At 67.5% G+C, this 23,689-nt stretch carries 16 protein-coding genes, 1 tRNA gene and 1 pseudogene; 9 read left to right on the top strand and 9 right to left on the bottom strand.

Annotated elements, in window-relative coordinates:
- The first annotated feature begins 6 nt into the window (after positions 1-6).
- From ACGHC0_RS20155 to ACGHC0_RS20165, 3 genes are read left to right on the top strand one after another with little or no spacing between them, the layout of a single operon-like run.
- Positions 7-1,194 (top strand): vWA domain-containing protein, encoded by a 1,188-nt coding sequence (locus ACGHC0_RS20155; RefSeq protein WP_415266562.1) that lies wholly within the window; start codon positions 7-9, stop codon positions 1,192-1,194.
- Between the two features lie 5 nt (positions 1,195-1,199).
- Entirely contained in the window at positions 1,200-3,089 is a 1,890-nt protein-coding gene (locus tag ACGHC0_RS20160; protein ID WP_415266563.1) for an autotransporter assembly complex protein TamA, read from the top strand.
- 32 nt (positions 3,090-3,121) lie between these two features.
- The gene (locus ACGHC0_RS20165; protein WP_415266564.1) at positions 3,122-7,537 is read left to right on the top strand and encodes a translocation/assembly module TamB domain-containing protein; all 4,416 of its coding nucleotides are present in this window, start codon (positions 3,122-3,124) and stop codon (positions 7,535-7,537) included.
- A 96-nt stretch (positions 7,538-7,633) separates the two neighbouring features.
- On the opposite strand, the gene ACGHC0_RS20170 is transcribed toward ACGHC0_RS20165, so the two are convergent.
- Together ACGHC0_RS20170 and ACGHC0_RS20175 are read right to left on the bottom strand one after the other, a co-directional pair.
- Positions 7,634-8,134 carry a guanylate cyclase gene (locus tag ACGHC0_RS20170; RefSeq protein ID WP_415266565.1) on the bottom strand — a complete coding sequence of 167 codons (501 nt, stop codon included), beginning with the start codon at positions 8,132-8,134 and terminating at the stop codon, positions 7,634-7,636.
- Between the two features lie 69 nt (positions 8,135-8,203).
- Positions 8,204-8,494 carry a hypothetical protein gene (locus tag ACGHC0_RS20175; RefSeq protein ID WP_107161097.1) on the bottom strand — a complete coding sequence of 97 codons (291 nt, stop codon included), beginning with the start codon at positions 8,492-8,494 and terminating at the stop codon, positions 8,204-8,206.
- 107 nt (positions 8,495-8,601) lie between these two features.
- On the opposite strand from ACGHC0_RS20175, the pseudogene ACGHC0_RS20180 reads away from it, so the two are divergent.
- Positions 8,602-8,751 (top strand): annotated as a pseudogene (locus ACGHC0_RS20180) (IS5/IS1182 family transposase); the annotation flags it as partial.
- Between the two features lie 418 nt (positions 8,752-9,169).
- Here ACGHC0_RS20180 and ACGHC0_RS20185 read toward each other — a convergent pair.
- Genes ACGHC0_RS20185 through ACGHC0_RS20200 form a run of 4 tightly spaced genes read right to left on the bottom strand, consistent with a single transcriptional unit; the run spans position 9,170 to position 16,572 of the window.
- Positions 9,170-12,412, bottom strand: coding sequence for a hypothetical protein (locus ACGHC0_RS20185; protein ID WP_415266566.1), 3,243 nt, complete (start codon positions 12,410-12,412; stop codon positions 9,170-9,172).
- Positions 12,393-14,477, bottom strand: coding sequence for an Eco57I restriction-modification methylase domain-containing protein (locus ACGHC0_RS20190; protein ID WP_415266567.1), 2,085 nt, complete (start codon positions 14,475-14,477; stop codon positions 12,393-12,395). The genes ACGHC0_RS20185 and ACGHC0_RS20190 overlap by 20 nt, the downstream gene beginning before the upstream one ends.
- Entirely contained in the window at positions 14,474-16,345 is a 1,872-nt protein-coding gene (locus tag ACGHC0_RS20195; RefSeq protein ID WP_415266568.1) for a DNA methyltransferase, read from the bottom strand. Before ACGHC0_RS20195 ends, ACGHC0_RS20190 begins: the two co-directional genes overlap by 4 nt.
- Positions 16,346-16,350: 5 nt before the next feature.
- The gene (locus ACGHC0_RS20200; protein WP_415266569.1) at positions 16,351-16,572 is read right to left on the bottom strand and encodes a hypothetical protein; all 222 of its coding nucleotides are present in this window, start codon (positions 16,570-16,572) and stop codon (positions 16,351-16,353) included.
- 234 nt (positions 16,573-16,806) lie between these two features.
- Here ACGHC0_RS20200 and ACGHC0_RS20205 point away from each other — a divergent pair, with 234 nt between their 5' ends.
- Complete coding sequence (locus ACGHC0_RS20205; RefSeq protein ID WP_415266570.1) at positions 16,807-17,331, top strand: hypothetical protein; 525 nt, start codon at positions 16,807-16,809, stop codon at positions 17,329-17,331.
- Between the two features lie 79 nt (positions 17,332-17,410).
- A tRNA-Arg gene (locus ACGHC0_RS20210) sits at positions 17,411-17,485 on the top strand.
- Between the two features lie 15 nt (positions 17,486-17,500).
- Here ACGHC0_RS20210 and ACGHC0_RS20215 read toward each other — a convergent pair.
- Complete coding sequence (locus ACGHC0_RS20215; protein ID WP_415266571.1) at positions 17,501-17,752, bottom strand: hypothetical protein; 252 nt, start codon at positions 17,750-17,752, stop codon at positions 17,501-17,503.
- Positions 17,753-17,836: 84 nt separating this feature from the next.
- Entirely contained in the window at positions 17,837-18,103 is a 267-nt protein-coding gene (locus ACGHC0_RS20220; RefSeq protein WP_107130338.1) for a hypothetical protein, read from the bottom strand.
- A 282-nt stretch (positions 18,104-18,385) separates the two neighbouring features.
- On the opposite strand from ACGHC0_RS20220, the gene ACGHC0_RS20225 reads away from it, so the two are divergent.
- Positions 18,386-19,420, top strand: a complete 1,035-nt coding sequence (locus ACGHC0_RS20225) for an alpha/beta hydrolase (RefSeq protein WP_415266572.1) — start codon at positions 18,386-18,388, stop codon at positions 19,418-19,420.
- A 128-nt stretch (positions 19,421-19,548) separates the two neighbouring features.
- On the top strand, positions 19,549-20,820 hold the full coding sequence (locus ACGHC0_RS20230) for a putative Na+/H+ antiporter (RefSeq protein ID WP_415266573.1): 1,272 nt from the start codon (positions 19,549-19,551) through the stop codon (positions 20,818-20,820).
- A gap of 25 nt (positions 20,821-20,845) precedes the next feature.
- On the opposite strand, the gene ACGHC0_RS20235 is transcribed toward ACGHC0_RS20230, so the two are convergent.
- A complete protein-coding gene (locus ACGHC0_RS20235; protein WP_368352650.1) occupies positions 20,846-22,138 on the bottom strand; it encodes an aspartate carbamoyltransferase in 1,293 nt (430 codons plus the stop codon).
- 151 nt (positions 22,139-22,289) lie between these two features.
- On the opposite strand from ACGHC0_RS20235, the gene ACGHC0_RS20240 reads away from it, so the two are divergent.
- Positions 22,290-23,684, top strand: a complete 1,395-nt coding sequence (locus ACGHC0_RS20240; RefSeq protein ID WP_415266574.1) for a hypothetical protein — start codon at positions 22,290-22,292, stop codon at positions 23,682-23,684.
- Positions 23,685-23,689: the final 5 nt, after the last annotated feature.

The following is a 23,689-nucleotide window of genomic DNA, read 5'->3' on the forward strand; positions in this document are numbered from 1 at the left end:
CGCCCCATGCTGATCGACTTCTTCTACGCGCTGCGCGCCGGCCAGCTGCCGGTGTCCGTCAAGGAATACCTCGCCCTGCTGGAGGCACTGCAGGCGGGCGTCGTCGGCCCGAAGTCCGAAGACGGCTGGAGCATCGACGACTTCTACCACCTCGCGCGCACCATCCTCGTCAAGGACGAGAAGCACTTCGACAAGTTCGACCGCGCGTTCGGCGCCTACTTCAAGGGCGTCGAGATGGTGGCCGACTTCCGCAAGGAGGTGCCCGCCGACTGGCTGCGGCAGATCCTGGAGCGCGAACTCACCCCCGAGCAGAAGGCCGCCATCGAGAAGATGGGCTGGGACGAGCTCATGGAGACGCTCAAAAAACGCCTGGAGGAGCAGAAGGAGCGCCACGAGGGCGGCAGCAAGTGGATCGGCACCGGCGGCACCAGCCCCTTCGGCCACGGCGGGTACAACCCCCAGGGCGTGCGCATCGGCGGCGCAGGCAGGAACAGGAGCGCCGTGAAGGTGTGGGAGCAGCGCGCCTACCGCGACTACGACGACACCCAGGAACTCGGCACGCGCAACATCAAGGTCGCCCTGCGGCGGCTGCGGCGCTTCGCGCGCGAGGGCAACGAACTGGAGCTCGACCTGGACGGCACCATCCGCAGCACCGCCGCCAACGCGGGCTGGCTGGACATCAAGATGGTGCCCGAGCGCCACAACAACGTGAAGGTGCTGCTGCTCATGGACGTGGGCGGCACCATGGACGAACACATCCAGCGGGTCGAGGAACTGTTCTCCGCCGTCAAGAGCGAGTTCAAGCACCTGGAGTTCTACTACTTCCACAACTGCGTCTACGACTACATGTGGAAGAACAACCGGCGCCGGTTCGCGGAGAAGTTTCCGACCTGGGACATCATCCGCAAGTACAACCGCGACTACAAGCTGATCTTCGTGGGCGACGCGACCATGAGCCCGTACGAGATCGTGCAGCCCGGCGGCAGCGTCGAATACCACAACGAGGAGCCCGGCGCGGAATGGCTGCAGCGGCTCACCCATGCCTTCCCGAAACACGCCTGGATCAACCCCGAACCGCAGGGCGTCTGGCAGTACCGGCAAAGTATCGGCCTCATCCTACAGTTGCTGGGGGGGCGGATGTACCCTTTGTCCCTCAAAGGGCTCGAGGAGACCATGCGGCTGCTGTCAAAATAAACTTCATGCCCAGCCTGACTACAGCGCCGGCCCGTTGGCCGGCGTTGCTGCTTCTGAGTCTCGTGGCGCTCCAGGGCTGCAGCCTGCTGCCCGGCGCCCGCGACAAGGCGGACAGCGACGACAACACCGCCCCCATCGCCTCCGGTACCGGGGAAGCCGCCAGCGGCGCAGATGCCTTCACGCTCGACGTGCGCGGCCCCGACGCCGTGCGCGAATTGCTCGAGCGGCACATGGAGCTGCAGCGCTTCCGCAAGCTGCCCGACCTGCAGGCCAGCGAACTCTCGCGCCTGCTCGGCGCGGCCGATGCCAATGCCCGCGAGCTGCTGGGCACCATGGGCTACTTCAGCCCCACGCTCACCATCGCGCTCAAGGAAACGCCCGGCGGCCCCGCGCCCCGGTCCATCACCGTGAACGTGGAGCCCGGCCCGCGCACCCAGGTCGCCGCGGCCGACATCGCCTTCACCGGCCCCGAGGCCGAATCCCCCGGCTTCGCACGCCGCAAGGAGCGCATCCAGAGCTCCTGGTCGCTGCCGCCCGGCCAGCCCTTCACGCAGGATGCATGGGACGGCGCCAAGGCCGACGGCCTGCGCCAGTTGCAAACCCGCCGCTACCCGACGGCGCGCATCGACGCCAGCCGCGCGGAGATCGACGCCGACCGCAGCGAGGCCAGGCTGAGCGTCACCTACGCCCCCGGCCCGCCCTACCGCTTCGGCGCGCTGCGCGTGCAGGGCGCGCACCGCTACGACCCCGACGGCGCGCGCCGCATCGCGCGCCTGCCCACGGGCTCCGACTACTCCGAGAAGGAGCTGCTGGACGCGCAGGCGCGCCTGGCCAGCAGCGGCTACTACGACGCGGTGTTCCTCGCCCTCGACACCGACGGCACCGACCCGCAGGCCGCGCCCGTCACCGCGCAGGTGCGCGAGGCGCCGCTGCAGAAGGTGGTGTTCGGCGTCGGCATCTCCACCGACACCGGCGCGCGCCTGAGCGTGGACCATATCCACAACCGGCTGCCCGGCATCGGCTGGCGCGCCGTGAGCAAGGTCACCATCGACCAGAAGACGCGACTGCTCTCCACCGAATGGACGGCCCTGCCCGAAGAGAGCGGCTGGCGCTGGTTCGGCGGCGCGCAGGTGCAGCGCGAGGAAACCGGCAGCTACGACACCGACAGCGTGCGCCTGCGCGGCGGCCGCACGAAAAGCACCGGCCACATCGACCGCAGCTACTTCCTGCAGTACGACGACTCCAAGAGCCGCGGCCCGTCGGCGCCGCCCTCCAGCAACGCCATCAGCGCCAACTACGGCTGGACGGGCCGCTACTTCAACAACGACACCTCGCCCACGCGCGGCTACGGCCTCGCGGCCGAACTGGGCGTGGGCACCACGCTGCGGCCCGAGCGCGACCCGTTCGTGCGCACGCGCGTGCGCTGGCAGTCCTTCCTGCCCCTGGGCCGCGTGGACATGGGCGAGGGCATCGTGCGATCCAGCCGCCTCTCGCTGCGCGCCGAGGGCGGCGCGGTGATCGCCCGCCAGGGCGCGGACATCCCGGTCACCCAGCTGTTCCTCACGGGCGGCGACACCACCGTGCGCGGCTACGGCTACCGCAAGATCGGCGCGCGCACCGAGAACGACACCCTCTACGGCGGCCGCTACCTCGCGGTGGGCAGCGTGGAATGGCAGCGTCCCATCACCCTGCGCGGCAACCGTACCGACTTCGAGAGCGCCGTGTTCGTGGATGCCGGCGCCGTGGCCGACCGCTGGGGCGACTTCGACCCGCGCGTGGGCGTGGGCGCCGGCCTGCGCTGGCGCAGCCCCGTGGGCCCGCTGCAGGCCGACATCGCCTATGGCGTGCAGGCCAAGGCCCTGCGGCTGCACCTGCGCCTGGGCTTCAGCTTCTGACCGGCTCCGGCCGCTTTTACCTGCGCGATCCGATGGCCACGCACCAGACACCGAATCCCTACGCCGCCGCCGCGGCCCCGCCACCCCGCCCGCGCCGGCGGCGCGCCCTGCGCATCGCGCTCTGGTCCCTCGCCAGCCTCATCGCGCTGCTGCTCGTGCTGCTCGCCGCAGCCTGGTGGTGGACGGGCACCGGCAACTCCCTGGCCACCGCGCTCGCCCAGGCTGCCCGCTACCTGCCGGCCGGGCAGACCCTGGAAACGCGCGACGTCTCCGGCTCCGTGCGCGCGGGCGGGCAGATCGGCTGGCTGCGCTGGAGCAGCCCCACCCTCACCGTGGAAGTGCAGGACGCGCGCATCGGCTGGAGCCTTCCGCCGCTGCTGCAGCGTGAACTGTCCCTGGGCGAAGTGCATGCCGCGCGCATCGTCGCCACGCCGCGCACGCCCGCGGAACCCGAGCCCGAGAAGCCGGTGCAGCCCCTGGAACAGCTGGTGCTGCCGCTGCGCATCGACATTCCCCTGCGCGTGGACGAAATCACCTGGGCCGCCGCCAGCCCCATCACCGTGCGCAACCTCGCCGGCCGCTACCGCTTCGACGGCGACCAGCACAGCGCCACGCTCGACAACCTGGAACTGGCCCAGGGCCGCTACAGCGGCAGCGCCACGTTGCAGGCCCTGGCCCCCATGGCCCTGGAGCTCACGGCCGACGGCGTGGTCCGCACGCCCGCCCCCGGCGGCGGCGCGGACCTGGAGGCCACCGCCCGCGCCGAGGTGCGCGGCACCCTCGCCACCGCCGCTGCGCGCCTGGACGTGTCCGGCCGCCTGCAGGCCGTGGCCGCACAGGCCGCTGCGCCGCAGCGCCCCACGGCGTCCGCACCGCGCCGCGCCGGCTCCGCGCCCCGCCCGGCCCCCGCCACGCCGTCCGCGTCGGTCGCAGCGTCTTCCCCCGCCGGCACGGCGCCTTCCGGCACGGAGGCGATGCAGGCCCAGGTCCAGGCCCGCATCGCCCCCTGGGCACCGCAGCCCCTGCTGCAGGCGCAGGCACAGGTGCAGGCCCTGGACGTGGCCGCGATCTGGCCCCAGGCCCCTGTCACACGGCTGAGCGGCCGCGTCGAAGCCGCCCCCGCGCCGGCCACCGCGCCAGGCACCGGGGCTCCGCAGGCCGTGCCGCAGCCAGCACCTGCCCAGGCGTCGGCACCGGCATCGGCCGCCTCCGCGCCCTCCCCGTCCGCGGGCACGCCGCCCGCCACCGGCTGGGCGCTGTCCGCCCAGCTGGAGAATGCCCTCCCCGGCCCCTGGGACAAGGGCCGGCTGCCGGTCGAATCCATCGACGCGCGCGCCGATTTCGATGGCGCACGCTGGACCGTGCCCCAGGCCACCGCCCGCGTGGGCAGCGGCACGATCGCGCTGGAAGGCGCCTTCACGCCCGCCACGCGCGCCCTGCAGGGCGACCTGGAACTGCGCGGCGTGCGGCCCGACGCCGTGCTCAGCACCCTGGACGCCGCGCCGCTCTCCGGCCGGGCGCGCGCACGCAGCGACGGCGCGCCCGCCGCCGACAACGACGCCGCCCCCGCCCCGCTGGTGCGCTTCTCTGCCGACATCCGCTCCGCGGGCGCCGCCCGCGCGCCACGCAAGGGCGGCACGTCCACCGCCCAGGCGGCCCCGCCACTGCGCATCGACCGTCTCGCCACCGAAGGCACCTGGCAGGGCACCCTGCTCACCCTGGCGCAATTGCAGATGGACGCGCTGCAGGTGCAAGCGAGTGCGCGCCAGCTGCGCATCGACACCGCAGCCCGCTCCGCCCAGGGCCAATTGCAGGCCACGCTGCCCGGCGCCACCGCACAGGTGGACGGCCGCATCGCCCCGCGCGCAGGCGCGGGCACGCTGGACCTGCGTGTGGCGGACGCGCAGCGCGTGCAGCGCTGGATCGAATCCGTCCCCGGGCTGGGCACCGCCCTCGGCGGCGCCGCGCTGCAGGGCGAGGCGCGCCTCGATGCCCGCTGGAATGGCGGCTGGGAGTCCCTGCTGGGCCAGTTGCAGGCCGCTGGACTCGTGGCGAAGCCCTGGGCCGGCGCCGCCACCACCTCCGGCCCCTTCGAGCTGCAGGCCCGCCTCGCCGCTCCGCGCTGGGAGGTGGCCCTGCCGCCGCGGCCCGGCACCGGTGCGGGCCCCGCGACCGTCCGGCTCACGGCCGTGCGGGCCGACGTGGCCGGCTCCGTGCCGCGCGCCACGCTTTCCCTGGACGGCGAGGCACGGCTCGACGAGCGCCGGCTGGACCTGCGCCTGCGCGGCTCCGGCGGCTCCGCCGGCCCGGGCCAGTGGCGCGCACAGATCGATGAACTGCGCCTGCAGGCCCGTGACGGACAGCGCCCGGGCCCCTGGACGGTGCAGTTCGCGCAGCCGCTCACCGTGTCGGCACGCACCGCGCCCACGCTGCAGGTGGAAACCTCCGGCGGGCAGGCGCGCGTATCCGCGCCCGCCCCGGGCGATGTCACCCTGCGCTGGGAGCCCGTGCACTTCGCGCGCACCGCGGCGGGCAGCCTGCAGTTGCGCACGCGCGGCCAGCTGCAGGGCCTGCCCATGGCCTGGGCCGAAGCGCTGGCACAGGGCAGCGACGCCCTGGACCGCCTGGGCGTGCAGGGCAACCTGGTCTTCGACGGCGACTGGGACGTGGACGCGGGCGACACCCTGCGCGCATCCGCCAGCCTGCGCCGCACTTCCGGCGACCTGCGCCTGCTGACCGGCAATGCGCCCGCGGCCACCGTCGTGCGCAGCAGCGGGCCGAGCACGGGCACCGGCACGGGACCGGCCGCCGGCATGGTCCGCGGAACGGCTGCCGCCGCCAACGCCTCCGCGACCGACACGCCGCGCGGCGCCGGCACCCCCGCCGGCGTGCGCGCCGCCGAAGTGCGCGTGCAGGCGGAGGGCGACACGGTGCGCGCGCGCCTGCAATGGGACAGCGAGCGCGCCGGCCAGGTGCAGGCCGAGGCCTCCACGCGCCTGGCGCGCGTGGGCGAAGGGTGGGAATGGCCCGCCGACGCGCCCCTCTCCGCCACCGCGCGCGCGCGGCTGCCCGACGTGGGCGTGTGGTCCACGCTCGCCCCGCCGGGCTGGCGCGTGCAGGGCACGCTCGATGCCGACGTGGTCCTGTCAGGCACCCGCACGGCGCCACGCTGGAGCGGCACGCTCGCTGCCGACCAGCTGGCCGTGCGATCGCTGCTCGACGGCGTGGACCTGCAGAACGGCCGGCTGCGCGCGGCGCTGCGCGGCGACCGGCTCGAGATCACCGAGTTCCGCGTGAACGGCGGCCCCGGCAGCAGCGCGCGCATCGCGGGCTTCAGCGGCAACCGCACCGCCGCGCCCAAGGACGGCGGCACCCTCTCGGGCACCGGCACCATGTCCTGGGCCGGCATGGGACAGCAGGCCGCGGCAGGCAGCTCGGGCATCGCCATGGACTTCACCGCGGATGCGCGCGCCCTGCAGGTGCTGGTGCGCGCCGACCGCCAGGTGAGCGTCTCGGGCCAGGTGCGCGCGCAACTGCGCCAGGGCCAGCTGTCGCTGCGCGGCAAGCTCACCGCCGACCGGGCCACCATCATCCTGGCGGAAGCCGGCGCGCCCAGCCTGGGCAGCGACGTGGTCGTGCGCTCCGCCGCCACCGACCGCGCCCGTGCCGAGGCCGCCCAGCGCGAAGGCGCGCAGGCCGGCCGCGTGGAGGCCGCGCGCCCGCCCGACATCGCCCTCACCTTCGACCTCGGCGACGACTTCGCGCTGCAGGGCCACGGCGTGACCACGCGCCTGGCCGGCGAGCTGGAGATCCGCGGTGCCACCGCGGCCGGCGGCCCGCCGCGCATCACCGGCGAGGTCCGCACCGTCGAGGGCCGCTACCGTGCCTGGGGCCAGGCACTCAACATCGAGACCGGCCTCGCGCGCTTCAACGGCCCTTACGACAACCCCGCGCTGGACGTGCTGGCCATCCGGCCCAACATCAGCGTGCGCGCGGGCGTGCAGGTCACGGGCACGGCCAAGGCGCCGCGCGTGGCGCTCTACTCCGACCCCGACCTGCCCGACGCCGAGAAACTCTCCTGGGTGGTCCTGGGCCGCAGCACCGCCGCGGGCGGCGCCGAGGCCGCGCTGCTGCAGCAGGCCGCGCTGGCCCTGCTGGGCGGCGGCGGTGGCAATGCGGGCGCAGGCAATTTCGCGAGCCGCCTGGGGCTGGACGAGATCGGCTTCCGCGGCCCGAACTCCGGAGCCAGCGGCGAAGACGCCTCGGGCGCCGCTCTCACCTTCGGCAAGCGGCTGTCCAAGGACCTGTACGTCACCTACGAGCGCAGCCTGTCGGGCGCCCTGGGCACGCTCTACATCTTCTACGACCTGACGCAGCGGCTCACGCTGCGCGGCCAGACGGGCGTGCAGAGCGCGGTGGACCTGATCTACACGCTGCGGTACGACTGACGCAGCGCGCGCGGGCTGCGCGCTGCCGCCCGGCCCGTGCGGAAACGCAGGTCTTCAGGAAACGGAAGGGAGAGGGAGAGGCGATGTGGAAGGGGCCTATGCGCCCGGCGCCGCCTCGGGCACGCGCCCGCCGTGCAGGTGGCGCACGAAGGGATAGAGCATGTGGCCCGCCGCCTTGAGCAACTCGTACTGCGCGGGCGTGAGCTCGCGCTCCTCGTAGTCGAAATGGCACAGCGTGCCCCAGAGCCCGCCCGCGTTGTCGCCAATCGGCACGCCGTGGTAGGCGACGACCACGCCGCGGAAGGGGCTGTGGGCCAGCTTGTCCTCGTGCAGCGAGTTCGCGGTCAGCAACTCGCCATCCCGCAGCACGAACTGGCAGAAGCTGTCGGCCAGCTCCACCACCGCCAGGGCCTCCGGGCGCGCCTGGCCGAGCTTGTCGTACACGTGGACATTGAAGAGACGGGGCCCATCGACCCGGAAGATGCCGGTGTAGCGGTGCGCGACATTGGCATTGAGCGCCTCCATGCCGGCGCCCAGCCCCCGCCCGCGCAGGATCGCCAGCAGTTGCGGGGACGTCAGGTCGAGGAGTGGAGGCATGGGGAAACCATTGTAGAGCCGGGCCGGATCGGATCGGAGAACGACGATCGCCCTGGCGCCCGCCGGCGATCAGCCCCGGCCGCCGGGCGCCAGCTGGATGGTGCCCAGGCCCGCCGGCGCATCGCCCGGCCTGCGGGGCGCGAGCCAGTACACCCAGGCGCCCTGCAGCCAGGCCAGCGCATAGAGCGCCGAGGCCGCGAATACGCCCCAGTGCCCCGACCGCCAGCCGGCCCAGAACCAGAAAGGCTGCCCCAGCAGCCCGACCACGCACGCCCACCGCCGCCAGCGCGCCGACCGCGCCTGCGACAGCCACGCGGCGAATGCGCCGAAAAACGCGATGGCAATCTGTTCGAAAGACATGGCCGGAGCATACTGTATATTCAAACAGCTTCCAACAGGCTGCTGAAATACCTTGGTCCCGACGGCCGAGGTCGCTCCAAGCGCGCTTGGCCGCAGGACAATGCACTATGCGCCGATCCGACACCTTCACCGAGAGCCTGTTCAGCATCAATAAGCTGGAGGATTTCGCTCCAGCGACGCACCCGTTTCGGGCCATCCTTGCAATGGTCAATGACGCGCTGAGCCAACTGGAAGACCTGTTCGCGGGCATGTACGAAGACGCCAGCAAGGACATAGTCAGGGGTGCATGGCGCCTCGCGGCGCTGCGCCGTTAGCTCTGTGCGTTGGGCCAGGGGGCGGGCCGTAATCCGCAAGAAGGCGTCGATGCGGCTTTTCTAGATGAAGCAAACCGGAAAGTGTTGGGGTTGGCGGCCACTGCTATCTCCGATTTTTGTGGTCGGTCGCTCGCAAGGCCGGTGGTGCGAAGGCGTCACCCCTGGTCGTTCTGATTCTTGTTAAGCCAAGCCTTGGTCCGCTGTCTACCGTCCCTTCCCAGGGGGCGTAGTCAGCATCCGCGTCAGGCTCAGCGCCAACCGAAATGCAACGAAAGTTACACGCGACATCTAGAAACGAGTTTGGCGGAGAGCCGGCGAGCCGATGCCCTCCGATGCAGGCTATGGTTAACGCTCAGTGGTCTCAAACGCCATAGAGCTTGGCGCATGCCTCTTGGTAGGCGTCCCAGCCAGGCAGTTGCTCGAGCGCCGCTCGAATCTTTGTCCGCCGCGTGATCATGTGTTTCTGAGGCGAGAGCATGGGTTGCATGTCAGTTTGTGTGCGCCGGGTGGCCCACTCGGACAGCAACGCCTTGGCCGCATCAACGATCGCTCGGTGATCTGGGTTTGCCGCGTCAAACGCTGGGGTTCGATCGAATGCCAGCTTGTGAATATGGCGTTCGCCAAAGGCTCCGCGAGGCTGGTGCGCCTTGATGACCTCGATGACGGCTTGGCTGTTTATCAACGCGGTGATGTAGATTGCCTCGTCCTCGGTCGCCACGCGCCCCCAATAAAGCGTCTGGTCGATGACAGTCTTGCCGCAAGGAATCTGGTCGCCGCGCACATATGCTGCGCACGGCAACTTGCCGCCTGCTGAGGCGAACACCAGCCAGTCCTGGCCGGTCCAGCCTTGGCCAGACAGCTTTTTGCGATCCGTATCCACCGTCTCGAAGAACTCATCGACGCTCTCGTTGATGGCGGTCAAGACAGCTTTGATCGCGCCACTTGTCGCTCCGCCAAGCGCAGCGATCCCCGGTCCAGTGCGAGGCTCCCACCCGCCCGTTCCGTGTTGAAACGGCAGAAGTCCTTTAGCGCCGGCGGCGAGCTCATACGGTGCCAAATGCTTTGAGATCAGCACGTCGAACATCACCTGGTCGCTAACGCCGTTTGCAGTCAGCGCGAAATCTTTAAGCCGATGGCCGTCCGATCTTAGGAAGTAGCAGGGCGAGCCGGAGTTGATTGGCCTCAAGTTCCAACCCGCGCCGCTCTTTGCCGCTGCATGAAAAACGATGCCGCGCGGCATCACGTCGGCGCCCTGCCGAAACAGTGGCCCGATGGATTTCTTGGTCGCGACTTTCACGGCTGGCGCATCGGGTGGCGTGGTGGTCCATGCAGTGCGGCCATTGGATTGGACGATATGGTAGGTCGTCGAAGTCTCTGATGTTCTGCTTACGTCCCGTCCCACAAAAGTCGTGGAGCCGCCAGGGTGCGACTTGGAGCCAAAAAGCACGATCGCTTCATTTTTGAAGGTCTGGTTGGCAATCTTCCAGATTTCGCCAGGAGCGAATTGCACGGGCTTGTTCGCGGTTAGGTAGCCGGCCGAGCGAAATGGCTCGTGGTGCGACCCGTTGAGCACCGTGTCCGGCAGGATGCATCCGATCACCGCGCCCGGACTCAAATAGCGTTCGACGGCATGCAAGAGGAAGATGGTGGCGATTTCCACATGCAAATGCGAAGAACCTGGCGCTTTGATGCCGTGGAGTTCAGCCTTGGCTTTCAGCGCATCCTGGTAAGGGTTGCTCGCGATTTTGCTAAGGGCCAGCCAAGGCGGGTTTGTCACCACTCCGTTGAAGCGTCCCGCCACGAGAGCTGGCCGGAAGCTGTTTCGCAGCACGAATGCCCAGATGCCATTGCAGCCAGCGCGCTGGAGCTTCTCCAATGCCTTGAGAAGCCTCTTGCAGAACTCGATTGACGCGGCCCTTTCGTCGGTGGCCAGCACGACACCGGTGTCAGTCAAAACCGCATCCACCATCGTCTCGATGTCTTGATCCGTGAGCGTCGTGCTCGCTGCCGCTGCGCTGCTCATCGCCATGTCATAGCCACGCGAGAGCAAGGCGTCGAACAAAGTCTGGTTCGATGCCGTGATCAAAAACTGGGGAAGCTGTACCTCTTCCGTGTCGAGTTTGAGCTTGCGCTGTTCTTCTCCCGTCGCGCTGAACACTTTGGTCACCGGCGTGTTCGCAAACAATGAGTCCGCGTGATAGACGGGAATCTGCGCCTCATGCCCGGCGACGAGCCAATCCTTGCTGGCTAGCACCCAGCCAACCTTGGCAAGCATCACAGCCAATGGGTCGATGTCGAATGCAGTGATCGCAGTCGCGAGTTCGCTAAGCGCGGCAGGATCGCCTGGAATGCGGCCGGTAGCGCGAAGGCGCTGTTGAGCGCGCTTCACCGTTTCCACGACTATCGCTCCCGACCCGCAGCACATATCGACGAAGCGCGGCTGCTGTCCCACGGGGAGCGCCGACATGACATGCTCGACAAGCTTGCCGGCGAGCCAAGACGGGGTCCATTCCTGCCCCAGAAGAAGTCGTTGCGAGCGGGCCGCCAACTGCGCCATGAGAGTGCCGAAAAGGTCCTCGGCAGGGGATGATCCGAAATCGTAGGCGCGAAGGTCGTTTTGAATGTCGCGCGCGACGGCGACTAGGTCGCTCACGTAGGGACTGGCGTTGAGCCAGCCGAAGTAGTCATATTCGATGAGGTTGGGCAGCCCACGAGCTTTGAAGAACGAGCCGTCCAAGATCGCTTGCAACTCTGCGCCGTCGCTGATCAAAGCCCTTCCGTTGAGAACGTTGGCGCAAATGAGCTTGGCGAGGGTGAGGATGTAGAGTTCCCCGACATACGAGCCCTTGTCGAATTTGCCGGCAGCGGCGTCCCCGCCCAGGTATGAAACGAAGTCCGTCCAGAGCTTAGTGATCAGGCTGGCATAAGTGGGGTCATGGGCGAACGCGTGGTCCACAAGCGCGTCAATGGGCTGGACATGGGCCTGACAAAATGGGCTGTCGAATCCCAAGTCCTTCGCGAGTGTGAGCGCGGCCAACAAGCGGCCACCTTCACGGCCAAGATGGCGGACCAAAAACGCCCCGAGCTTCTTCGCCTCGACATCGCCCGCCGCAGAAAGGTCGCATGATTCGATCTCGGCGAGCTCGATGTGCTCCGGGCCGAAGCTCGTGGCGCCTGGAACGGCAGAAAGATCCTTGACATCCGAGATGCCAAAGGCGTGCCACCGGACCGTGTCGGAGAGCACGCCAACGAGCAGGTCGCGAGGCGTCCCCGCATTGAGCTGGCCAGCGCAGTATTGCTTCACCTGGTGGAGGCCGTGCGCGAAGGTGCCCAGCGCGTGCAAGTCCCTCTCGTATTCGATCACCGTGGCGCCCACGAGCACATCCACGAAGCCATGCTTCTTGGCCCCAAGCTCGTGGAACTTTGCCAACGACTCTGTCCCGGTGACGTGAGCCTTGGTCCACCAAGGCTGGTCGGGGAACATCAACGGCAGCTTGGCTGAGAGCGCGTGCCGCAGCACATCCTCCGCCATGCCTTCACGGATGAGGTCGCTGGCTTCCTTCAGGAAAGCCTTCCCCTGCGCTTCAACATATTTCACCACCATCGTTTCCTCCCTTTTTTGTGTTGTGTTTGGCGCGTCTTTCCTGTCCCCCACGCGCGATCTGCCGCAATTCCTTGATCCCTTCGCAGTCGCACCCGAGAGCTTCTGCCACCACGCCGTTGATGCCGTTCAGCACCGCTTCCGCTTCTGCGTGTTCGGCCACGGCAGCGAGCTCGTCGCCAAGCTGTGAGAACTTGCAAAGCTGCTTTTCATTGAACGCTGGAACTGGGAAGCGCCGCAGGTGCGCGGCTTCCACCTTCAGGGCGCCGCCTCCCATAACTACTCCCGACGTTTCGACGACCGCCTGTGCCCACGCGCTGTTCATGAAAGCGAGCAAAGCAGCTGCGTTCCATTTGCTGAGCGGCAAAGTCCACATCGTCGAAAAGTTTGCGTCGATGAGGCATTGCCGAGCCTTATTCAAGTAGGCTGTCGGGGTGGCTGAATTCACTCGCGCCAACAGAACGTCAGGCAAGTGTCTCGCCGCGAAGTCGGGCAACATATACCAATGGCGCGGCGGCATGCCGCGAGCCGCAGGCCTGATGTTCGGAGAAACGGCGGTGAGATCCCAAACCTTCTGTGGCTTGGCATCAGTGCCGAAATTGGCTTGACCTGCCGCCCTGACGACCGCAGCAATGGACTCGGGCATGCGTTGATAGATCGATGGGAACATGTCGGCTTCGCCCAAGTCCTCCGGCAGCGCGTGCTGCCTGAGGTCCAGCGCCCAGCCCGTGGCGAGCTCAGGCGAGACGGCGAAGCCCGCCGGAAGCTCAGATTGCCGGCGAATGACGGGCCAAGCGATGCTATCTGGTGCCCGTGCGACCAATCCCGCCAACGGGCCAGAAAAGGACAGCGCTATGTCCCCTGACGAGCGCGCGCCGTCGGCGTAGAAGAAACCATTGGCTCCGGTGCGAAGGCCCTGGCCAACAGCAACGCCCTGCGACTCGAACGTGGCGAAGGAGGGGTCGATGCCCTGGCGCGCGAGCCAATCATGGATCTCGTGAGAGACGTAGATGCCTTCCGACGCTTGGCTGCCTGTCTCGCCCATTGCTGCGAACCATTTTTGCCGCGAGGCGGCGGCAATCATGTTCCTGCATGCGAGCTTCATCGATGCAGGACGCGCGCGGGCGAGCCCTGTGGGATGACTCGCGCCATTTCGAAGCCACGCCCGCGCTTGTTTTGCGAAATCTCGCTCTGGGCTCGATCCTCCGGCAGGCGCGATTCGCCCTATGGGACTCTCCGGGCTGGCCGCAGCAGCGGAGATCAAGATGTGGCAGTAGCTGGAGCTGTCGGCTCGCATCAGCGCCGATGCGCGCCGCTTCACCCGCTTGGCCACGATGAGAGTCGTCTTGACCTGGGCGTCGTCGAACCAAGAGGCATGCTCGTCTTCCACGATGAACTCAATGTCGAACCAGCGGAACAACAGGTAGTGCACGATCGTCGCGTAATCCCGCGTAAGCCACGACTCAGGCACCACCAACGCCAAACGGCCGCCAATCTTTACGAGGCCGGCGCAGAGAATCCAGGAGGGAACTGCTAGGTCAGACAGGCCGGAGTAGCCGCTGATGAGGTGCGCGAACAGGCGTTTGTCCTCTGCGTCGAGAGCGGAGAGCCTTGGCAAGGCTTGCAACAGCCCTGTCCGAATTTGCATTGCGCTCGGAAGATAGTGGGCAACATCTGCCTTACTTGAGAACGACTGATATCGGACATAGGGCGGATTGCCAATCACCAAGTCCCACTCTGCCTTTGGCAGGCGCGAGATGGTGTCTGGGTCGAAAGCGCTGCCGAGAATGCAGTCGGCCTGCGGCAAACGGGTGGAGCAAATGTCTCGAGCTGCGCAGTCGATTTCGATGCCCGCGATCGATGCCGGAGCGGCGCCAATTTCCAGGCACGAAGCCAGCAGATCGCCCGATCCCGCCATTGGATCGATGATGCTTTCTGCCTTCTCGGCTTGGGACAGCGCGGCGAGGATGCGACCGAGACCCACGCCAGTGAAGTATTGGCCCAGGCGTTTGCGGCGCTCCGCATCTGGCGCGCGGCTATCAGGCGGTTGCTGAAGAGCTTTTTTCATCGGTCTGCGGAGGGCCTGCGGCCCGAGCTGACCTCTGCGCGCGCAAGGGCATAGAAGGCCTTAGCGTCCATCTCAACATCACGGCCAAGCTGCAAGCACTTGCCGACGAATTGCGAATAGAGCAATTGCGGATCAGACAGCGAGCCATTGCCCGCATCTCGAATCACTTCCACTGCGATCTTGGAACTCGTCTTGCCAACTGCCCGATCAGGGCGGCGCTTAGACAGCAACAACAATGGATCGCCTTTGACCGAGACGGTGGAGACGACCTGCTTAAAGCTTGCTTGAATTTTGTCCAGGACGCTTGTGGCTTCGACGGTGAAGCCCGCAATAGCATAGGCCTGCGCAAGCGCCCGCCACACCTCCGAGTGCGCGGAGTGAAACACTACCGTCGCCATGCCCTCTGGTTTGAGCACGCGCGAAATTTCTTTGAAGACGCTCGCCATCATGGCTCCGTATTCCGAAACTCCTTTGGACTGCGAAGGACTCACGATCACTTCACGAGCGCGGTCAGTTGTCTTGCCAAGCCAATGCTCGTTGATCTGATTGAGCTCCGCATAGGGGATGTAGGCGCCAAAAGGAGGGTCCGTGAAGACATAGTCCACCGAGTGAGGTTTCAGCGGCATGTTTTCGCTGGTGCCGTTGTGGACGACAACCGTGCTTCTGCTGCCATTAAGCAGGAGGAAGGAGTCGATGAATGCTTTGGACTTGCGTCGCACGCCTTCTAGAATATTTTTCTCCACCGGCAGCCCGCTGATGTACAGCACGCCGCTTTGCGCCCCCGTAAGAACGAAGTCGCTCTGCCCCTTTTTGAGAACCACGCGGGTCATGAGCGTTGAGTGGCTCGAGTTGTAGCTCAGGACCAGGAGTCGCAATGCGTCGCGCACGTCCTCTGGGAAGTCGGCGGCGAGATCAAAAAGGGTCGCCATCGCGATGAAGTTGCGCTTCGTGTAGAAGTGGTGAAGCTTCTCGATACCGACGTGATAGCCAGTGCGGCGCAGCTCGCCCCAAACAAGATCGGCGTTGGGAGCGGACTTCGGCGGTCTCGTTTTTGCTATTCGCGCGAGGACTTCATGGTCTTCTGGCGTGGGCGGGCGCTGCCATTTCGTCGACCCGCTCCGGCCATGCACTCGCGCGATCACGCGCTTCTTTGTCAGTTGCTTGCGACCAAATGCGTCTAGGGATGATTCAAGCGCTCGCTCGCAGGCTCCGACCGGGACCTGTTTCCGGCAGCTCCTGCAACCGAAGGTGTCCGACATGCTCAGTGGCTTTGTCTTCACGCTCGCGTCCCACAGCGAGACTTCGTTGCCGCAGTGCGGGCAAACAAGCACTTCGGACCAGATCATGTGGCGCAGCGTTCCCGGAGAGCCGCTTTCGTCCTTCGCCTCGTATAGCCAGGAGAGCTTTTCTTCGGCGCGCAGGCACAACTCATTGACCGCCGCTGCGAATGTCTCCGGCTCCGGTGGGCGGCAGAGAGTTTCTGAGACGAACGATCCCAACGTTCCGATCTCGAAAAGATGGGCGGTGCGCGGTCCCCACGTCGGCTTGATTCCGAGCGCGTCGGCTATGTGGCGCATCTCATCGGTGGGACGATCGCAAAGCAGTGTCGCGAGCCCTGTGGTTCCGCTTCCTGCGAATGCATCGAGCACGGTCGCGCCTGGCTTAGTGTGCGCGGCAATGAAGACGGCGATGACCTCGGGCGAGATTTTCGTCGGGTAAGAAAAGGCGTTGTAAAGCGGTCCTGTGCGCGTTGATGGCAAGGGGGTGCTGTAAAGGTCGGCGATGTTTGCCACGGGTGATTGATTCTTTTGGTTGTCGACCTCTTGTGAGTCCGAATGGACGCAGGTCGCTTCTCGTTCGAGGGTCATGGCAGTCAGGCCACAGCTTTGACTTGCAGCTTGTTGCCGGCTCGCGTTCGAGCCACTCGCTCGGCAGGAGCGGCAATGCCCTTGGATTCGCAAAAACCAGCGACGAGAACTTCCAGCATGTTCACCATGCTTCGTTGTTCGTGGTCGGCCGCAGCCTTCAAAGCAAGTTTGAAGCTGGGCGAAACTCTGAGGTTCAGCGTCTCGCTCTTTACATCATCAAATCTCATAGCGCCCCGCATCTGTCTGTGCATTTGCGTTATGGTAGCAGCCCCATGGATGGTTACGGGCACACGAAGGTACCGTCCATGACTTCACCGGGTTTTGACGCTACTTAAGAACGGGTAACACGACCTGCTCATGACCCAGTGCGGAGCAGCTATGCTTCGAACCCTCATTGCAAGACGACCCGTCAGCAAAGAACTGCGGCGACAGCTGCAATCCCTCATCCCGGCCTTCGTGCCATGGCCAAAGGCGGAGCGCGCAAGCGCTCCGTGAGCGATGAAACGGCCTCAATGGCATCATCTGTTCGTGCTGGACACCGGCATCGCCTGGGAAGACTTGCCGCAGTACTCGGCTCTGGCGGTGGCATGAAATGCTGGCGGCGGCTGCGCGATTGGAACGCTGCCGGGGTGTGGCAGAAACTGCACCACGCGATGCTGGTGCGCCTGCGCGAGCACGACCAGATCGATTGGAGCCGGGCGAGCATCGATGGCTCGTCGGTGCCGAGCCCCCGGGGGGCTCAAGAACGTGGCGCAGATGTTCGTGCTGAACATGGCCGCCTACAACCTGGTGCGCATGCGTTCGCTGGGACAAGTGCGTCTGCAGGGCGCCAGATGAGCGCAACAGGGGTGCTGAACGGCACTCGTGCCGCTTCCATCGAGCGACAAGAGCACATTCAGCCCTTCAACGCCGAACAGGCGACCGAATTCACGCCTTCACCGACGCAGAACTGCGTCCGTACGCTCGGTATTTCAGCAGCCTGCTAAGGCGCGCTTCGGGCAGACCGTATCGCGTTCGGGTGCCCACCCGGGCAGCTCCGCGGCGGGCCTTACAATCCGCCGTCCTCTCCTCATAGTTCAATGGATAGAACGAGTGCCTCCTAAGCGCTAGATGCAGGTTCGATTCCTGCTGAGGGGACCAGTCTCTGGCGCCGGCTCAGTCTCCGCCGCCCCCATCCCCGCACCCTCCTGCGTCGCCGCTTTCGCCGCTACCGCAGCCATCGGGGCCGCCACCGTCCGAACTGCCACCGTCCGGCACATCGCTGGTGCCCGCCCGCCAGGCCAGCAGCGGAATCGCCGCCAGCAACAGCAGCCAGCCGCTGCCTTCCTCATAGGAGAGGAACGCGCAGCAGAGGGCGAAAAGCACGGCCACGCCACCGGACAGCAGGGAGAAACGCCGGAACCGCATGGCGGGCATTCTCGTGCCTGCGGCCCCAAAGGCAAGGCCCGCTCGAGGCGGGCCTTGCAGGTGGTGAAAGGAAAGGAAAAGGCGTCAGTCGGTGGACTTCTTCAGCGATTCCTTCGCCTTTTCCTTGGAGTGGTGCGCGCGGTTCTTGTGGTAATCGGCCTTCACGTTGTTGACGGCCTTGCCCACGGGGCCGCTGTGCTTGGCGTCGTTCTCGGCGCGCTTCTGGTCGATCTTGTGTTCCGTGGCGTCTGCCGCTTCGGAGGCCGCCTTGCCCACCTGGGCGTGGGCGACATGGCCGCCCAGCAGGGCGGCGGCAGCGGCGAGGGCGGCAAGGGTCTTGTGCAGGGTCATGGTGCGTTCTCCTGGTGATGTTGTGGCACGTGGACCGCAGCATCGCGGACGCCGCGGCCCGGCCGTGTCAGCGGGCACCCCGAGCCGCTGGCGGTGCCTGCCGCGCCTGTACGGCGCCGCGGAACGGGCCCCTGCACCCACGCCGGGGCGGGCCCCCGTCCCACAGCCTGCCACGGCCCCGCTGCCTACAGTGGTGACGGTCGGGTTGCCTCCGGCGCAACAGCCCCCTTCTCCCTTCCGTTCCCCCCATTCCTCTTTTCCTCTTCACGCGCAGGAGTCCCCATGAGCGACGACGAACACGGCCAGCCCAACCCCCTTCTCAATGCCATCTCCAACGCCGTCGCCGCCGTGCGCGCCGACGACGACCAATTGGCACTGGCCCGCGCCCATGAAGCGCTGGGCCCCAAGGCCATCGAAAAGCTCGACGTGGCGGAAGCCCGCCGCCAGCCCACCGTGGCGGATGCCGTACAGCACCTGCTGCGCGAGCAGGGCCGCTCCACCGATCCCGAGCGCCTGGTGCCCGGCGTGCGGGCCACCGAAACCACCGTGGACGGCGCCACCGGACCGCTGCGTGCCACTGTCTACACGCCCGAGACCGCGCCGGGCCCGCTGCCGGTGGTGCTGTACTTCCACGGCGGCGGCTGGGTGATCGCCAGCAAGGAGGTCTATGACGGCGGTGCGCGCGGCCTGGCCCGCGAAGCGCATGCCATCGTGGTGTCGGTGGATTACCGCCAGGCCCCGGAAAACCGTTTTCCCGCGGCCTGGGACGATGCCTTCGCGGCCTATCGCTGGGTCACCGAGAACGCCGGCATCCTCGGCGGCGATCCCGACCGGGTCGCGCTGGCCGGCGAGAGCGCCGGCGGCAACCTGGCCGTGGCCACCGCCATCGCGGTGCGCGATGCGGGCCTGCGTGCGCCACGCCACGTGCTGAGCGTCTATCCCGTGGCGCAGACCAGTCTGAACACCGAGTCCTACCTCGAGAACGCCATCGCCAAGCCGCTCAACCGCGCGATGGTGAAATGGTTCGTGGACCATCTGGTGCGCTCCGAAAAGGACCTGGCCGACCCGCGCCTGTCCCTCGTCGATGCCCGCCTGGAAGGCCTGCCGCCGGTGACCATCATCAATGCCCGCATCGACCCGCTGCGCAGCGACGGCGCCAAGCTCGAGAAGGCACTGCAGGAGGCCGGCGTGCCGGTGGAGCGGCGCGACTACGAAGGCGTGGCCCACGAGTTCTTCGGCGCCGCCGCAGTGCTCGAAAAAGCCCGCCAGGCCCAGGCCTATGCGGGCGAGCGCCTGCGCGCGGCCCTGCGCGCCTGACGCGCTACACTCGCACTCCAATGGGTGCCCTTCCCGGTGCCGCGCCCCCGCGGCGCCGGTGAAGATGGCAGGTCGTCGCGCTGGTCGGGCCGCCGCGCGTGCATGACCACGACCTGCCGATCCCTTCCATGGACACCCATCCCTTCGCCCAGGGCATTTCCGCCGCGGTCTTCGCCGTCGCGCTGCTCCACACCTTCGCCGCCAGCCAGTTCGAACGGCTCTCGCGGCGCTTCCCGCGCCATGCCGGACTGTTTCACCTGCTCGGCGAGGTGGAAGTGGTCTTCGGCTTCTGGGCGATCGTCCTCATCGCCCTGCTCGCCCTGCTGCAGGGCGGCGCCGAGGCGCTGGCCTATGCCGAATCCCGCAACTACACCGAGCCGCTGTTCGTCTTCGTGGTGATGGTGGTGGCGGCATCCCGCCCCATCCTGGAGGCGGTGACGCGCACGGTGGAGGCCCTCGCGCGGCGCATGCCCATGGCGCGCACCGTGGCCCTGGCCTGGCTGGGCCTGTCGGTCGTGCCGCTGCTGGGCTCGCTCATCACCGAGCCGGCGGCGATGACGCTGGCCGCCCTGCTGCTCGCGCCCGTGGCCTTCCACGCCGGCATTCCCGAGCGCGCCAAGTACCTTGCGCTCGGCGTGCTGCTGGTCAATGTCTCCATCGGCGGCACCCTCACCGCCTACGCAGCCCCGCCGGTGCTGATGGTGGCCGCGACCTGGCAGTGGGACAGCGCCTTCATGTTCACGCACTTCGGCTGGAAGGCCGCGCTGGCCGTGTTCGCCAACGCCACGCTCGCCGCGCTGGTGCTGCGCCCGCACCTGCTGCGCCATGCCGCGCGGGGCGTGCTTCCCGATGCCGTTGCCGGCGCCCCGGTTCCGGCCGTGGTGTCGGCAGTGCACATCGCGCTGCTGGCGGGCGTGGTGGTGTTCGCGCACCACCCTGTCGTCTTCCTCGGGCTGTTCCTGCTGTTCCTGGGCTTCACGCAGGCCTATGCGCGGCACCAGAGCCCGCTGATCCTCAAGGAAGCATTTCTCGTCGGTTTCTTCCTCGCAGGCCTGGTGGTGCTGGGCGGCCTGCAGCGCTGGTGGCTGCAGCCCATCGTCTCCAGCCTGGAGCCGCTCGCGCTGTTTTTCGGGGCCCTGGGCCTGACGGCGGTGACCGACAACGCGGCGCTCACCTACCTGGGCTCGCTCATCGCGGGGATCTCTCCGCAGAGCCAGTACATGCTGGTGGCCGGCGCGGTGGCCGGCGGCGGCCTCACGGTGATCGCCAATGCGCCCAACCCGGCCGGAGTGGCCCTGCTCAAGCCGGGCTTCGCGGACGGCACCGTCGGCGCCGGGGGCCTGCTGCTGGGCGCCCTGGTGCCCACGGCCGTGGCCGCGGCGGCCTTCCTGGCGCTGTAGCGGGACGGGCCGCGCCCGGCGGACGTCACTCCAGGCCGTCGAAGGTCGCGTCGTCCGGTCCCACGTAGCGGGGCGACTTCCAGGTCGCGTCGCGCAGGGACCCCGCGACCTGCGTCTCCACGCCCATCAGCACGGCGAACAGGGCCATGCGCACCGCGATGCCGTTGTCGGTCTGGCGGAAGATGGCCAGGCGCGGATCGTGGTTCAGGTCGGTGCTCAGGTCGTTCGCGCCCGGCCGGCCATCGCGCGGCAGGGGGTGCATGAGGATGGTGTCCGGCCGGCACACCGCATCCACCAGGCCCTTGCGTACCTGGAATTCGGGCGTGTAGCCCTCCATGGCCTCGCCCTCGAAGCGCTCCTTCTGCACCCGGGTGGCATAGACCACGTCGGCACCGCGCAGGCCGGCCTCCAGCGAGTCCACGGTCTCCACCGCATGGCCGCGCTGCGCCGCCAGCTCGACGAGGTGGTGCGGCATTTCCAGCGACGGGGGCGCCACCAGCGTGAACCGCAGCCCGCGGTACAGCGAGAGCAGGCGGATGAGCGAATGCACGGTGCGCCCGTACTTCAGGTCGCCCACGATCGCGACATGGGCGCCGTCCAGCAGCCGGCCCTGGCGCGAGAACTCGCGCTGGATGGTGTACACGTCCAGCACGGCCTGGCTGGGATGCTCTCCGGGGCCGTCGCCCGCGTTGATGACGGGGATGTTGGTGGCGCGCGCGAACTCGGCCACCGATCCCTGCTCGGGATGGCGCACCACCAGCGCGTCCACGTAGCCGCTCATCACGCGGCTCGTGTCGTAGATGGATTCGCCCTTGGCCATGGACGAGAAGGTGAAGCCGGTGGTGTCGCACACGCTGCCGCCCAGCCGGCAGAACGCCGCGCCGAAGCTCACCCGGGTGCGCGTGCTGGCCTCGAAGAACAGGCTGCCGAGCACCGCGCCCTCGAGCACCCGGGACACCTTCTGCCGGCGCGCGATGGGCTGCATCACGTCGGCGACGTGGAACAGGTCTTCCAGGCTGCCTCGGTCGAACTGCGACACGGACAGCAGGTGGCGCTGCCCTTCCACGGCAATGCGGTCGGCGAGAGGCCGGTGGTCCGGCTGCCCCGGCAGCTCGGCCGCCAGTGCCTCGTGCCGCAGGATCTCGGCCACGAATTTCTCGACCATGTCCGGCATGGCGCGGGATTCCGCCGAATCCTCCGGCAGCAGCCAGGTATCAAGCGCCCGGCGCCGCACGCCCAGGCGCTCGGCGAACGCATTGCGCGTGAGGTTGAGGCGGCGCATCGCGTCGCGCAGAAATTCCTGTTGTTGCTGGGGCATATATACGCAATGCGTTTTCGATGACTGCAATTTGAAACGCATTGCGTACACAAGTCAAGCTACGATCTGCACCACCGCCACGGCTTCGCCACCGGGCGCAGGGGTTCGCACCTGGAGCCCGCGACAGGCTGGATCACCCTACCCTGGTGCTTTGATCTACCTGATCATCGATATGGCACCCATCAACCTGAATCCGTTTTCCCGCAAAAAGAACCATCGCAACCCGTCCCACGGCGAAAGCTCTTCGCAAGCCGCCGAACGCGGTTCCCGGCATGCACCCCACTCCCCGGCGTCGGACCACCTGTCGGCCCGGCAGGGCGCGGCGTCCCATGCAACGCCTGAGTACAGTTCCGGGCCCCGGCTGGACCGCAGGCAACCCTTTGTCCGCGACGAGCGCGTCGAGCGGTTGGCCACCCGTGCAACCCAGTACGCAACGTCACCCGAAGGGTCGAGCATCGGTCGTGGCGGCCCCTACATCGACCACCGGATCAATCCTCCCGACGAAGAGACATGGCAGAACCTGTTCGATGCGGATTCCGCGGCGGCCCTGGGCCTGGAGGAACCCGAATGGGCACAGGCGTCGCAGGCCTGGGAGCCCTGGTACGGTGAGGCCACGCCAGTGCGGGAGGGGCAGGCCGCAATGACCCGCATCGATCTCAGGGACTATCCCCACGCCAGTGTGGACTCCCTGCCGGAACCGGTGCTGCAGAGCCTGGGAACCGCCCTCGGCCTGCCGGGCAGTACGGGCTATCTACCGGCTCCAGCGCTTGCCGAAGGCATCCGCCAGAGCCTGGCAGCACTGGACATGGGCGTGTTCTCGGTCTATGACGATGTGCATATCCTCAACATGGACCGCGACACGCCGTTGCGGCGCAACCTCGACTCCAGCGACCGGCACAGGCTCTCGCATCTCGCGACCAAGACCCACATGACGATCCGACAGACGCCTGTCACGCCGGCCGTACCGGGCGGGCCATCCTATCGTGTCAGCATCTATTTCGACGGCATGCCGGATGGCAGCAAGCAGCAGAACGGCACCACCCTGAAGGGGGGGGTGGGGCGGGTCTACCGCATGGCCTGCGAGGCGGCGCAACTTGTCGCCAAGGCACTGCAGGCCGATCCGACGGTTCAGGTGTCGCACATCTGCGGCTTGTCCATGGGCGGGGGCAGTGCGCAGATGTTCGCAGCGGTGCTGCAGGGCCACCTGCCGTGGTCCCCACCCCCGGCAGTGGTGCTGCTCGACCCGATGCTGCTCAACCCGAAGCAGAAGGCGCACGCGATGGCACAGAGCCCCCATGGCTACGATTTCACCCAGCCACGCGGCATCGCGCTGACCCTGGACTACGCGGCCAATCCCCGCAAATGCCTCATGGACCGCCAGCACGCCATCGGCCGGTCATCCGAGGGCCTGGTCCGGTTGAGGTTGGGGCTGACCGACCGTGACGGGTTGGGCGGTACGCCTCCGAAGCCGCACGGGCCGCCGGGCACGGGTTACCACAGCAACCGGCACCACTACGAGGCCGCGCTGGCGCGCTTCACAGGCTGAATCCA

It is taken from the genome of Acidovorax sacchari, from assembly GCF_042847045.1.
GTDB lineage: Bacteria > Pseudomonadota > Gammaproteobacteria > Burkholderiales > Burkholderiaceae_C > Paracidovorax > Paracidovorax sacchari.